Genomic DNA, 12851 nt, shown 5'->3' with positions numbered 1-12851 from the left:
TAAAGGTGCATGTGACCAACGTGACCACACCTGCCAATTCTGAGGCCGTGAAGCCGGAGCCAGTATTCGATCCGCCGACGGGTATTACCGATCCGCCGATTGATGAACTGCTGGGCAAGGTCTCGTCCAAGTACGCTCTGGTGATTTTCGCTGCGAAGCGCGCACGCCAGATCAACAGCTACTACCAGGAACAGGATGAAGGCGTCTTCGAGTTCGTCGGACCACTGGTAACCCCGGAACCGGGTGAGAAGCCGCTGTCCATCGCCCTCCGCGAGATTGACGCTGGCCTGCTGGACCACGAGGAAGGCAACTAGCCTGCTCATCGTGAAGGCAAAAAGGCAGCTTCTTAAAGTGCCTTAGCGCCATTCTGAATCTAAACCCACCCAAGTGTCTCTCTAGGCGCTTCGGTGGGTTTGCTGTGTCTTGGGTACTATCGGCCGAGTGAAGGACGTACAGAAAACCCCAGATAGTTCAGAGTTGAGACCTGCGTCGACCAAGCCCGCAGGGGGCCGCCGAATCCTTATCGGCGTGGCAGGCGGCATTGCTGCCTATAAGGCGTGTCACCTTATTCGGGATTTTAAAGAACAGGGCGATGATGTCCGCGTCGTTCCCACGGAGGCCGCATTGAACTTCGTTGGGGCGGCCACCTTCGAAGCTTTGTCAGGACACCCGGTCTCCACAACCGTCTTTGATGCCGTGGATGAGGTCCAACACGTTTCCTTGGGGCAGCAGGCTGATGCAGTCGTCATCGCTCCTGCCACCGCGGATCTTATCGCCCGGTTGGCCTGTGGCCGCGCTGATGATCTTTTGAGCGCTTCCGTGCTGGTTGCTACGTGCCCCGTCATCATTGCCCCCGCCATGCACACGGAGATGTGGCTGAACCCGGCAACCCAGGACAATGTGGCAACGCTCCGCCGGCGCGGTGTCACCGTGATGGAGCCGGCGCATGGCCGACTCACCGGCACCGATACGGGTGCCGGCCGCCTGCCGGAACCAGAGCAGATAGCGGAGTTTGCTCGTACGATTATCGCGGGGCATCGCGTGAAGCATGATTGGCAGGGCCGGAAGGTTGTGATCTCTGCCGGAGGTACCCAAGAGAACCTCGATCCAGTGCGGTACCTTGGCAACCGTTCTTCTGGACGCCAGGGTTTTGCCTTGGCGGAGATCGCTGCGCAACGCGGGGCGGATGTCACTATTGTTGCTGGAAACACTGAAGCGCTTCCCATCCCTGCAGGCGCTTCCGTGGTGCGCGTGACATCGACGCGGGATATGCAGGAGGCGATGAATAGCGAAGCTGCCGATGCCGACATCATTATCATGGCCGCGGCTGTTGCCGACTACCGTCCCGCGTCCGTGGCGGATTCGAAGATGAAGAAGGGCGCAGCAGACGAGGACTTGGCCAGCCTTGAGGTCGTGGAGAACCCGGACATACTCAAGGGTCTGGTGCAGCGGCGTGAGAATGGTGAAGTTAAGCGCGAGGCAATCATCGTTGGCTTTGCTGCGGAGACTGGTGATGAGACTACTAGCGTGCTCGAGTATGCCCAGCAGAAGTTTGTGAAGAAGGGCTGTGATGTGCTCATGGCTAATGAGGTCGGAGAGGGCAAGGTCTTTGGCCAAGCCACGAGTGCCGGGTGGATCCTTCGTCGCTCTTCCGACCCAGTGGTGGTTGCCCCGGGCTCAAAGCAAGTTGTGGCCGCACAGATTCTTGATGTGGTGAATGAAATGTTGGAAAAGTAGCGCTCGTTCTTGCAGTTGTAGACCGCTTGGTCTACGATGGGGCGGTGTTAACAGCCGAGGCGTGGGTGAGGCGAAGTCCTGCCCACGGCGCGCGGAATTAGTTTAAGGAAGATTTGTGACTGATAAAGCTGCTCAGGCGGTGCGCCTTTTTACTAGCGAATCCGTGACAGAAGGTCATCCGGATAAGATTTGTGACGCGATCTCAGACGCCATTCTTGACGCCCTCCTGGAGGAAGATCCTGACGCCCACGTCGCTGTGGAGACTCTCGTGACGACGGGCCAAGTCCACGTCGTGGGCGAGGTGCGCACCTCCGGTTATGTTGAAATCCCACAGATCGTCCGTAAGAACCTTGTAGAGATCGGTTTTACCTCTTCCGATGTGGGCTTTGATGGCCACACTTGTGGCGTCAACGTGGCCATTGGTGAACAGTCCCAGGAGATCGGGGCCGGCGTCGACGCCTCCACAGAGGTGCGTTCGGGGACGTTTGAGGATGATGACCAGTATGGCGCTGGTGATCAGGGCCTCATGTTTGGCTACGCAACGAATGAAACTCCAGAGTTTATGCCGCTGCCGATTTCGACGGCCCACCACCTTTCGCGCCGTCTTACCCACGTCCGCAAGGAAGGTATCGTGCCTTCGCTCCGCCCCGACGGAAAGACTCAGGTCACCTTCGCTTACGACGAAAATGATGTGCCGACGCGCTTGGAGACGATCGTGATCTCCACGCAGCATGATCCGGATGTGACCCAGGAGTGGTTGGCCGAGCAGCTTCGCACCCATGTCGTTGAGTGGGTCGTGAACGATGCTGACTTGGGCCAGTACTACACCGAAGATACTGAGCTTCTCATCAACCCATCCGGCTCCTTCATTCTGGGCGGGCCCATGGGTGATGCGGGCTTGACCGGCCGCAAGATCATCGTGGATACCTACGGTGGCATGGCCCGCCACGGTGGCGGTGCGTTCTCCGGTAAAGACCCAAGCAAGGTGGACCGTTCCGCGGCTTATGCTATGCGCTGGGTGGCTAAGAATATCGTGGCCGCTGGCCTGGCTGACCGTGCCGAGGTGCAGGTTGCCTACGCCATTGGACGTGCAAAGCCGGTCGGTCTGTATGTGGAGACCTTCGGCACTGCCCACGAGGGCTTGAGCGACGCTGACATTCAGGCAGCGGTGAATAAGGTCTTCGACCTGCGCCCGGCCGCGATTATTCGCGAGCTCGACCTGCAGCGTCCAATCTATCGTCAGACTGCAGCCTATGGACACTTCGGGCGTACCGATGTCGATCTGCCGTGGGAGGACACCTCGCGAGCCGACAGCCTGCGTCGCGTCGCCGGCCTGTAGAATCGGGCCCTATGCCCAAGAAGACACCCGCCGCCCAACAACCGGTCGCGCGGGTGTTGCCTTTGTTAGGGGTGGCCCACTTGGACCGAGAATTCGACTACCTCATTGATGAATCGGATTCACAGGCTGCTCAGCCCGGAGTGCGGGTGCGCATCCGCTTCAATGGTCGTCTGGTTGACGCCATCTTGTTGTCGCGGGCTAGCGATTCCGACTATGCGGGTTCGCTTCGTTATATTGATCGCGTCATTTCTCCTTATGCGGTGTACACCCCGACAATGTCAGCGCTCATCGAATCCCTCGCGGCTCGTTATGGCGGCGTGCGCTCCGACATCATTCGCACCGCGATCCCGGCGCGCCACGCCAAGGCCGAAGAAGCAGACGTGGATACGCCGTGGGAGGAACTTGGCACTGCCGAGTATCCGGATCTTTCCGCGTGGTCGGGCTACCAGCACGGGGAGTCCTTCGTAGATTCGATCTTGTCCGGGCACATTGCCCGGGCAGCCTGGCAGATAGCACCCGGGGAAGACTGGGCCGGTGCTTTGGCAGCCCTTGGAACCAGCGTGGCCCTGCAGGGCGGGGGCGTGCTCATGGTAGTCCCCGATCAGCGTGACTTGGATTGCCTAGAGGCGGCGTTTCGCCGTCACGTTTCTGCCAAACAAATCACTGTCCTCGCGCACAGTACTGGGCCCCAGGCCCGTTATCGTCGCTATCTTTCCGCCTTAACTGGTCAAGCACGGATCGTCATCGGTACTCGCTCCGCAGCCTTTGCCCCAATCAAGGGCCTCAAGCTGGCCGTTGTCCTCAATGACGGCGACGATAATTTGGTGGATAACCTCAAGCCCTATGCCCATTCGAGGGAGGTGCTCAGCACCCGCTCGGCACAGGAAGGCTGCAGCCTTATCCTCGCCGGCCACGCGCGCACTGCAGAAGCCCAGTTGCTTGTTGAATCGGGGTGGGCCCACGATCTTTTACCTAGCGACACAGCGCTGGAGAAGAGGCGCCCCAACATCTTTGCGGTGGGTGCGTACGGGATTAATCTGGCCCGCCACATGCAGGGCGGGACGACGGCTGTCAGCGGCCCGGCATTTCAGGCCACACGTGCGGCGCTCGACCGCGGTGAGCCCGTTCTCGTACAGGTCCCGCGTAAGGGTTATGCGCCGATTTTGGCTTGTGGGCACTGCGCGTCCCCGGCGCGTTGCCGTCATTGCAATGGCCCCTTGGGTCTGCCTTCCGCTGGTGCTTCGAGGGATGAATCGACAGATTCGGCTGCGCTGCCGACGTGCCGGTGGTGTGGGCGCGTTGACGCTCATTATCGGTGCTCCGACTGCGGCTCGCCGCGGCTGCGCGCCATCGTGCTGGGTTCCGAACGCACGGCGGAAGAGATGGGCCGCGCTTTTCCCAATACCAGGGTGATTCAGTCGGGCGGCTCCACAGTCCTCGATGAGATCCCTACGGGTCCCTCGCTGGTTATCGCTACACCGGGCGCGGAACCGCGCATCGCGGAGGGTGGGCACTACGGCGCCGCCCTCTTGGTGGAAACCGGGGCGCTGCTGGGCCGCCAGGATCTGCGAGCCACGGAGGACACTTTGGCCAAGTGGGCGGCTGCTGCGACTCTCGTCGCGCCGGCACGCGACGGCGGTGCGGTGATCGTTGCCGCCGATGAGCAACTGCCACTCGTGGGCTTCTTGAGCCGCTGGGACATGGTGGGAGCTGCAGCAGCGGAATTGCAGGCACGCCGCGAGGTACGCTTTCCACCTGCTGTGCATATGGCGGCCGTCGATGGCGCCGATGCTTCCCTCGATGCGTTTTTGGAGTTGGCGGAACTGCCGGAACATGCGGAGCTTCTCGGGCCCGTCCCGTTGCCGCCGGGAGTGAGCCTGCCAGGTGACTATGACCATGAACGCGGCGGTGAGCCGCAGCGGCTATTGATTCGTACCCCACTAGGTCCGCGTTCAGAGCTCGGTCAGGCTTTGAGAAGGGCTAATTCCGTGCGCAGTGCACGCAAGGATGTGTTGCCGCTGCGCATCACCGTGGACCCAATCAACATCGGTTAAGGGCTGCGTTCTTTTCACCCCTGGCGGGCGCGCGCTGCTGGAGGTGAACTATTCTCGGTAGCCTACACACTGTTTAGCCCTCGAGGAGTACCACTATGACTGTGCGCGAGGTTCGCCTTTATGGCGATCCGGTCCTGACCACCCGTGCCGAGGAAATCACCGAGTTCGGGCCGTCACTGGAACGCTTGGCCCAGGACATGCTGGAAACCATGGAAGATGCTGGGGGAGTCGGATTAGCCGCCAACCAGATTGGTGTGACCAAGCGCATCTTCGTCTTCGATTGCTCACACTTTCAAAGCGGCCTGCGCGGTGCGGTAATCAACCCAGAGTGGGAAGCGGTAGGGGAGGACATGCAGTTAGGAACTGAGGGCTGCCTGTCCATCCCAGGTATTTCGCAGCCCACCGAAAGATTCTCCACGGTGCGTCTGCGCGGCTACGACCCGCAGGGCCGACCTGTATCGATGTTGGCTTCGGGGCTTATGGCGCGTTGCATACAGCACGAAACAGATCACCTGGATGGTGTCTTGTTCCTCCAGCGCCTGAGCGACGAACTGCGCAAGGAATCTATGAAGACCATCCGCCAAGCGGAGTGGTTTAACTCATAGCCGCGCGCACGCTCTGACGCCAGCGCGGCCCCACATCGATTAAAAATTAGAACCCCAACAACGTGAACTAAGAAAGGCCTGCCTTCACAGTGCGCATTATTTTCGCCGGAACCCCCGAGCCCGCTGTTGTGGCTTTGCAGAAGCTTATCGAGTCCCATCATGAGGTAGCTGCAGTCATCACTCGGCCCGACGCCCGCCGTGGTCGCGGACGCAGCGTGCATCCGAGCCCCGTGAAAGTCCTAGCTGAGGAACACGGCATCGAGGTGCTCACGCCGACCACCCTCAAGCAGGGCACCGTGGACGGCGATGCATTGCGTGCACGGCTAGCAGAGATCGCCCCCGAGGCCATTCCAGTGGTCGCCTACGGAAACCTGATCACCGAGGACCTCTTGAGCCTTCCCAAGCACGGCTGGGTCAACCTGCACTTTTCCCTTCTCCCAGCATGGCGTGGCGCTGCCCCAGTGCAGGCTGCTATTGCTGCGGGAGATGAGCGAACGGGTGCTACAACCTTCCGGATTGATCGAGGCCTGGACACCGGGGATATCTTGGCCACCATGGAAGAGACAATCCGGCCCACTGATACCGCGGATGACCTGCTGACGCGCTTGGCGTATGCCGGCGGTGATCTTCTCGTCGAGACGATGAATGGTTTGGAAGATGGCAGCATCACCCCGCAGCCGCAGGCGGGTGAGGTCACCTACGCGCACAAGATTTCCACGGAAGACGCCCGAATCGATTGGACCGCGCAGGCCGATGTTGTCGATCGCCATATCCGTGCGCATACTCCAGGGCCGGGCGCGTGGACCCTATTGGGGGAGTCGCGCTTAAAGGTAGGCCCGGTCAGCGTCGTGGAGCCAGCAGAACTAGAGGAGCTGCCAGACACTACCGCGTTGACTTCGCTGCAACCGGGCGAAGTACACGTGGCGAAGAAGGAGGTAATGGTCAGTACCGGAAGCGCCCCGGTGCGCCTAGGCCAGATCCAACCGCCCGGCAAAAAGATGATGAATGCCGCCGACTGGGGCCGCGGGCTTTCTAGCCGGGCTTCCCAAGCAGCAGAGGGCGGCCAGGATGAGGTGAAGTTTTCATGAGTGGAGGTTTCCGATCCCGCAGCAAGTCCGGTGATCCGGCAGCTCGCACCGAGCGCGCCGAACAGCAACGCAGCGGTGGACGCAGAACCGCACGTGGCGGTACTAACCGCCAGACTAAAGGAAAGCGAGAGAATCGAGGCGGACAGCGCCAGCACAGCCGCCGGGACCGACAGCCAGCGTCCTTCATGTCCGCAGCGCGGCGCTGCGGAGTCGATGTCCCACGCGCGGTGGCTTTCGAGGTGTTGCAGCGTGTAGAGGCCGATGATGCTTTTGCCAACCTCACGCTGCCAAAGGTAGTAAGTGCGAACAACCTTAGCGGCCGTGATGCAGCCTTCTCGACGGAACTCACCTACGGCACGCTGCGCAGCGAAGGCGTGCTTGATGCGGTTATCGCCGAGTGCGCTTCGCGCGGCCTAGAGGCCATTGCACCTGACGTTCTCATCGCCTTGCGAATGGGCACCTACCAAGTGCTGTACACCCGCGTTGAAGCGCATGCTGCGGTCGATACCACCGTCCGCCTCGTGGAGGCAGCTGGCCACGAAAAGGCCAAGGGCTTTGCCAACGGCATTATGCGCACCATCACCCGCACACCTGCGCAAGGGTGGCTAGACAAGCTTGCTCCAAAGGAAGAGGTCGCGGCTGTGGCCTTCCGCCATGCCCACCCGGAGTGGATTGCCCGCTCTTTCGGACGCGCCTTGGGCCTGCTGGACGCCGCTGGTGAGAGCAAGCTCAACGCCGAACAGACAGCGGAGTTGGAACGCGCACTCGAAGCGGATTCTGAGCGGCCTCTGGTGCATTTGGTAGCGCGGCCCGGCGAAATCTCTGCGGAAGAGCTTGCGCTCATTACCGGTTGTGAGGAAGGGCGTTATTCGCCTTATGCGGTGTATCTTGAGCAGGGTGACCCGGGCTCGCTAGAGCCCGTCCGTCAGAAGTTGGCAGCGGTCCAGGACGAAGGATCACAGCTGATCGCACGCGCAGTGACGGAAGCTGAACTCATCGGCGACGACACCGGACGCTGGTTGGACCTGTGTGCGGGCCCCGGTGGCAAGGCTGCCTTGATGGGTGCCATCGCCCGCATTGAGGGGGCGGAAGTCGATGCCGTAGAAGTCTCTCCGCACCGCGCTACCTTGGTGGAAAAGACCGTGGGAGACCTACCTGTCCGCGTGCATCGGGCGGATGGTCGTGCGCCGGGTCTCGGTGCAGGCTTCGACCGCGTGCTTGTCGACGCCCCCTGTTCCGGCCTGGGTGCGCTCCGTCGCCGCCCAGAGGCTCGCTGGCGCAAGGCCGAGTCCGATATTGCGGAGCTCAACAAACTCCAGAGCGAGCTCCTCGAATCCGCATTAGAGCTCGTTCGTCCCGGTGGTGTTGTGGTGTACTCCACCTGCTCGCCCGATCTGCGAGAGACCCGAGGCATTGTGGATGCGGCCTTGGAGCGCCATGGAGCTGGGACAGAGGCGCGTATCGAGGAGCTGGATGCGCGGGAGGTGCTGCCGGAAATGGGAGACCTCGGCAGCGAGCTCTCCGCCCAAATGTGGCCGCACCGCCACGGAACAGATGCAATGTTTTTCGCCGTCCTCCGCCGAGTAGCGGACTAGCGCCCCGTGAGGGACTAGGCTGAGTGTCATGTCTGCACACTCGTCTGGTCCCATCATTTCCCCATCCATTCTGGCCGCTGATTTCACCCGCTTGGGTGAGGAGGTTCAGGCCGTGGCCAACGCGGATTGGATCCACGTTGACATCATGGATGGTCACTTTGTGCCCAACTTGTCCTTCGGCCCGGATATTACGGCGACGGTGGACGGGATTACCTCGCAGACCCTCGACGTTCACCTCATGATCGAGGAGCCGGAGAAGTGGGTGGAAACCTACGCCAAGGCCGGGGCTGATTGCATCATCTTCCACGTCGAGGCCGTGGCCGATAAGGAAGCGGCCATCGCCTTGGCCCGCAAGATCCGTGACCTAGGGGTGCGCGCGGGCTTCTCCATCAAGCCAGGCACCCCGATTGAGCCCTGGCTGGATGCCTTGGAGCACTTCGACGAGGTTCTCGTCATGTCTGTTGAGCCTGGCTTTGGTGGTCAGAGCTTCATGCCGGATCAGTTGGACAAGGTTCGCACCTTGCGTGCGGCCATTGACGAGCGCGGCCTCGACGTCCTCATCGAAATCGATGGCGGCATTTCTGCCGAGACGATCCGCTCCGCCGCCGAGGCGGGCTGCGATGCCTTCGTGGCGGGATCAGCCATTTACAAGCAGGCGGATAAGGCGGCGGCCATCGAGGAGCTGCGCCGATTGGCTACGCTGTGAACCCACGCCACGATTCTGCTGTCCTTGCGCAAGCGTTACGCCTAGCCATGGAGGCCGGCGAGCAGGTGCGCGGTACAACGAGCCCAAACCCACCGGTGGGAGCAGTCATCCTTGATTCCGCTGGGCAGGTGGTTGGCGTCGGCGCAACCCAGCCCCCGGGCGGACCGCATGCTGAAGTCATGGCGCTGCGCGATGCGGGGGACAAGGCACGCGGTGGAACCGCGGTGGTCACCTTGGAGCCCTGCAATCACACGGGCCGTACTGGTCCCTGCGCGCAGGCGCTTATCGATGCGTCCGTATCCGCTGTCTACTACTTCCACCCGGACCCCACCCCGCAAGCTGGGGGAGGGTCAACCACTCTGCGTCGCGCCGGCATCACCGTGGGACAGCTCTCGGAACCGGCAGAAGGAGCAGATGCGCTGGAGCCGTGGCTGTGCGCCGTTGCACTCGGTCGCCCGCACGTCACGTTGAAGTTCGCACAGAGCCTGGATGGTTTCACCGCCGCAGTGGATGGCAGCAGCCAGTGGATCACGGGGGAGCAGGCCCGCGAGCATGTGCACCGTGACCGAGCTCAGCGCGATGCCATCCTTATCGGAACTGGCACAGCCTTAGCGGATAACCCGTCTTTGACGGCGCGCTGTGCGGATGGTTCCTTGCGCCCGCAGCAACCGCGGCGTGTTGTCATCGGCTCCCGGGATGTGTCTCAAGGAGGACAAACCAACCTTGAGAGACTAGGTTTTGAGCACTATGCCTCTCCACAGGAGGCCCTAGATGAGCTATATGCCACGGGTGCCCGAGATATTCTCGTCGAAGGCGGCGCGGGGCTCGCAACAAGCTTCATGGAGCTAGGTTGTGTCGACCGGATCCAGGCTTATATAGGAAATGTCATCCTCGGTGAAGGCAGGGGTGTTCTCACCAGTGCTGTGTCGTCGAACTTGGCCTGCGCCCAAAGATGGCGGCGTTGCGCGGTTACCGAGCTCGGCGAGGACCTGCTTGTGGAATATCGCAAGGATGAAAAGCTTTGAAAGCTGGGAAACATTGAAAGCTGGCAAGCTTTCAATGGGTAGAAGATTCAAGGGCTAGAAGATTTAGAGTGTTAAAAAGAAAGGGAAGTGCGGTCTATGTTTACCGGACTCGTTGAGGAGATCGGTCACGTCGATAGCGTCGAACCGCAGGGTGATGCGGTGCGCTTGGGTATTGCGGCATCTACAGTATTGAGTGACGCGCAGCTAGGTGATTCCATCGCGGTCAACGGCGTGTGCCTGACCGTGGCTGAGTTAGGAGAAGGGACCTTCATCGCCGATGTCATGAAGGAATCCTTAAACCGTAGCTCTCTCGGCGAGCTCGCGGAGGGCTCGCCGGTTAACCTCGAGCGTGCGGTGCTCCCGACGACGCGTTTGGGCGGCCATATTGTGCAGGGCCACGTCGATGGCACCGGGACCTTGCTGTCCCGCACGCCTTCAGAGCACTGGGAGGTATTGCGCTTTAGTCTGACGGCTGAGCTGGCGCGCTACGTGGTGGAAAAGGGCTCCATCGCGGTGCAGGGGACCTCCCTGACGGTATCGGCTTTGTCAGTTGGACAGGAAGAGCCCGGTGCGGAAGCCTTCTTTGAAGTCTCACTCATTCCCACCACCCTGCGCGATACCGTCTTTGGTTCCATGAAGCCAGGCGCCCGAGTAAATCTCGAGGTAGACGTGGTTGCCAAGTATGTGGAAAAAATGGTTCACCCTAACGCCCACGGCGCGGGAACAGAGGGATAGAGTTAGTCCTTATGAGCGCTGCAGATTCAGCTTTTAGTTTAGATAGCGTCGACCAAGCCATCGCCGACATCGCGGCCGGCAAGGCAGTCGTCGTCATAGATAATGAGGACCGCGAGAACGAAGGCGACCTCATCTTCGCCGCTGAGCTCGCCACCCCGGAGCTTGTGGCCTTTATGGTGCGCTATAGCTCCGGCTACATTTGCGCGCCGCTGCTCCCGGAAGACTGTGAGCGGTTGAACCTACCTCCAATGCTGGCGGTGAACCAGGACGTGCGCCAGACCGCCTACACCGTGACCGTGGACTTGGCTAATGGCTCGACGGGTATCTCCGCCACCTCGCGCTGCGACACCATTCGGCGCTTGGCTGATCCTTCCTCTGAACCGTCGGAGTTCACACGCCCTGGCCACGTGGTCCCGCTCGCTGCCCGCCCGAATGGTGTGCTCGAACGCGATGGGCATACGGAAGCTGCCATCGACCTGGCCCGGCTGGCCGGTCTGCGCCCTGCCGGCGTGCTGTGTGAAATCGTCTCCGAAGAGGACCCCACGGACATGGCCCGCTCGCCGGAGCTGCGTCGCTTTGCCGACGCTCACGGGCTGACGATGATTTCCATCGAGCAGCTCATCGAGTGGCGTCGTCACAACGAACAACAGGTCCGCCGCGAGGTAGAAACCCGCCTGCCCACCGAGTACGGCGAGTTCCGCGCGGTGGGCTATTCGAGTGACGTCGATAAGCGCGAGCACATCGCCCTCTTCGTCGGTGACGTGGAGAGTTATAGCGGTGCGGAGGATGTGCCCGTTCGTGTCCACTCTGAGTGCCTTACAGGGGACGTCTTTGCCTCTCAGCGCTGTGACTGTGGGCCGCAGCTGCAGGAATCCCTTCGTGCGGTGCAAGAAGCAGGACGCGGGATCGTCATCTACCTGCGCGGACAGGAAGGCCGCGGCATCGGTTTAGTGAATAAACTCAAAGCCTATCGCCTGCAGGACAAGGGAATGGACACCGTTGATGCCAACGTGGAGCAGGGCCTGCCCGAAGATGCCCGCGAGTATTCCGTGGCCGGCCAAATCCTGCGGGATGTAGGCGTGAAGTCCGTGAACCTCTTGACCAATAACCCGCACAAGGGCGAGGGTCTACAGGGCTTTGGCATTGATGCCACCGCACGCACCGCGTTGGCTACCCCCGCGACGGCGGAGAACATCAGCTATCTGCGCACGAAGCGCGACCGGATGGGGCATGATCTGCCACAGGTCGCCGAATGGGACCAGAAGCACTCGTAAGGCATTAAGCCGGAAAATCGAGCTGAAAACTAAAACAAAGGAGCACCCAATGAGCAAGGAAGGCTTGCCAACCCCGAAGAATGTCTCGGGTGAAGGACTCCGCGTCGCGGTTGTCACCGCCACGTGGAACGCCGAGATTTGTGATCAGCTGCATCGTCGCGCACTGGAGACCGCTGAAGCAGCCGGTGCCGTTGTGACCCCGCTGCGCGTTGTGGGCGCTTTGGAGCTCCCCGTAGTGGTCCAGGCCGCGGCGCGCACGCATGACGCCGTGGTGGCACTGGGCTGTGTTGTCCGTGGCGGTACTCCGCACTTTGATTATGTGTGTGATTCCGTCACCCAGGGGCTGACCCGCATCGCGCTCGATGAATCCACTCCGGTGGCTAATGGTGTGCTCACCGTCAACGACTATGATCAAGCAGTTGATCGCGCTGGCTTTGCAGACTCCGCAGAAGATAAAGGTGCAGAGGCCATGCAGGCAGCTTTAGAAACCGTGCACACCTTGCGTACACTGGACGAGTCAAACCTAAAGTAGGCTGCCACGCGCAACCACGGCGCCCTGCATATCAGCACAGAGCCGTGGCCTGCCTCAGCGGAGTGATGAGGAGATGGAAAACTCGATGACGGACCCACAGGTGCCCTTGGGCCATGAAGAGCGGGAACAGTCAGCTCACGCCAATTCGTCCTCGCAATCCT

12 protein-coding genes are annotated in these 12851 nt (G+C 61.1%); all 12 read left to right on the top strand.

Going from position 1 to position 12851, the window contains the following annotated elements:
- The first annotated feature begins 11 nt into the window (after positions 1 to 11).
- Positions 12 to 314 (top strand): DNA-directed RNA polymerase subunit omega, encoded by a 303-nt coding sequence (rpoZ, locus tag QP363_RS08130; protein WP_010186799.1) that lies wholly within the window; start codon positions 12 to 14, stop codon positions 312 to 314.
- A gap of 163 nt (positions 315 to 477) precedes the next feature.
- Positions 478 to 1737, top strand: a complete 1260-nt coding sequence (coaBC, locus tag QP363_RS08125; RefSeq protein WP_284763954.1) for a bifunctional phosphopantothenoylcysteine decarboxylase/phosphopantothenate--cysteine ligase CoaBC — start codon at positions 478 to 480, stop codon at positions 1735 to 1737.
- Positions 1738 to 1852: 115 nt separating this feature from the next.
- Positions 1853 to 3076: a methionine adenosyltransferase gene (metK, locus tag QP363_RS08120; protein ID WP_284763907.1), complete on the top strand. Its 1224-nt coding sequence runs from the start codon at positions 1853 to 1855 to the stop codon at positions 3074 to 3076.
- 11 nt (positions 3077 to 3087) lie between these two features.
- Positions 3088 to 5130: a primosomal protein N' gene (locus tag QP363_RS08115; protein ID WP_284763905.1), complete on the top strand. Its 2043-nt coding sequence runs from the start codon at positions 3088 to 3090 to the stop codon at positions 5128 to 5130.
- A gap of 95 nt (positions 5131 to 5225) precedes the next feature.
- A complete protein-coding gene (def, locus tag QP363_RS08110; protein ID WP_070643449.1) occupies positions 5226 to 5735 on the top strand; it encodes a peptide deformylase in 510 nt (169 codons plus the stop codon).
- An 89-nt stretch (positions 5736 to 5824) separates the two neighbouring features.
- Entirely contained in the window at positions 5825 to 6823 is a 999-nt protein-coding gene (fmt, locus tag QP363_RS08105; RefSeq protein WP_070730289.1) for a methionyl-tRNA formyltransferase, read from the top strand.
- A complete protein-coding gene (locus QP363_RS08100; protein WP_070444916.1) occupies positions 6820 to 8418 on the top strand; it encodes an RsmB/NOP family class I SAM-dependent RNA methyltransferase in 1599 nt (532 codons plus the stop codon). The genes fmt and QP363_RS08100 overlap by 4 nt, the downstream gene beginning before the upstream one ends.
- Positions 8419 to 8446: 28 nt before the next feature.
- On the top strand, positions 8447 to 9124 hold the full coding sequence (gene rpe / locus QP363_RS08095) for a ribulose-phosphate 3-epimerase (protein WP_070444913.1): 678 nt from the start codon (positions 8447 to 8449) through the stop codon (positions 9122 to 9124).
- Positions 9121 to 10149 carry a bifunctional diaminohydroxyphosphoribosylaminopyrimidine deaminase/5-amino-6-(5-phosphoribosylamino)uracil reductase RibD gene (gene ribD, locus QP363_RS08090; protein WP_083313779.1) on the top strand — a complete coding sequence of 343 codons (1029 nt, stop codon included), beginning with the start codon at positions 9121 to 9123 and terminating at the stop codon, positions 10147 to 10149. The genes rpe and ribD overlap by 4 nt, the downstream gene beginning before the upstream one ends.
- A gap of 96 nt (positions 10150 to 10245) precedes the next feature.
- A complete protein-coding gene (locus tag QP363_RS08085; protein WP_284763900.1) occupies positions 10246 to 10884 on the top strand; it encodes a riboflavin synthase in 639 nt (212 codons plus the stop codon).
- A gap of 11 nt (positions 10885 to 10895) precedes the next feature.
- Positions 10896 to 12158: a bifunctional 3,4-dihydroxy-2-butanone-4-phosphate synthase/GTP cyclohydrolase II gene (locus tag QP363_RS08080; RefSeq protein WP_070444907.1), complete on the top strand. Its 1263-nt coding sequence runs from the start codon at positions 10896 to 10898 to the stop codon at positions 12156 to 12158.
- Between the two features lie 49 nt (positions 12159 to 12207).
- Entirely contained in the window at positions 12208 to 12690 is a 483-nt protein-coding gene (gene ribH / locus QP363_RS08075; RefSeq protein WP_070444904.1) for a 6,7-dimethyl-8-ribityllumazine synthase, read from the top strand.
- The last annotated feature ends 161 nt before the right edge of the window (positions 12691 to 12851 follow it).

The sequence above is a fragment of the Corynebacterium sp. UMB6689 genome, from assembly GCF_030215295.1.
In the GTDB taxonomy this organism is placed as follows: Bacteria; Actinomycetota; Actinomycetes; order Mycobacteriales; family Mycobacteriaceae; genus Corynebacterium; species Corynebacterium aurimucosum.
The sequence above is the reverse complement of the archived record's forward strand: the minus strand, read 5'-3'. Positions and strand labels throughout refer to the sequence as shown.

Coding starts and splice junctions, on each gene's coding strand:
- QP363_RS08115 (WP_284763905.1), top strand. CDS start 3,088: ATGCCCAAGAAGACACCCGCCGCCCAACAACCGGTCGCGCGGGTGTTG.
- def (WP_070643449.1), top strand. CDS start 5,226: ATGACTGTGCGCGAGGTTCGCCTTTATGGCGATCCGGTCCTGACCACC.
- QP363_RS08100 (WP_070444916.1), top strand. CDS start 6,820: ATGAGTGGAGGTTTCCGATCCCGCAGCAAGTCCGGTGATCCGGCAGCT.
- rpe (WP_070444913.1), top strand. CDS start 8,447: ATGTCTGCACACTCGTCTGGTCCCATCATTTCCCCATCCATTCTGGCC.
- QP363_RS08085 (WP_284763900.1), top strand. CDS start 10,246: ATGTTTACCGGACTCGTTGAGGAGATCGGTCACGTCGATAGCGTCGAA.
- QP363_RS08080 (WP_070444907.1), top strand. CDS start 10,896: ATGAGCGCTGCAGATTCAGCTTTTAGTTTAGATAGCGTCGACCAAGCC.
- ribH (WP_070444904.1), top strand. CDS start 12,208: ATGAGCAAGGAAGGCTTGCCAACCCCGAAGAATGTCTCGGGTGAAGGA.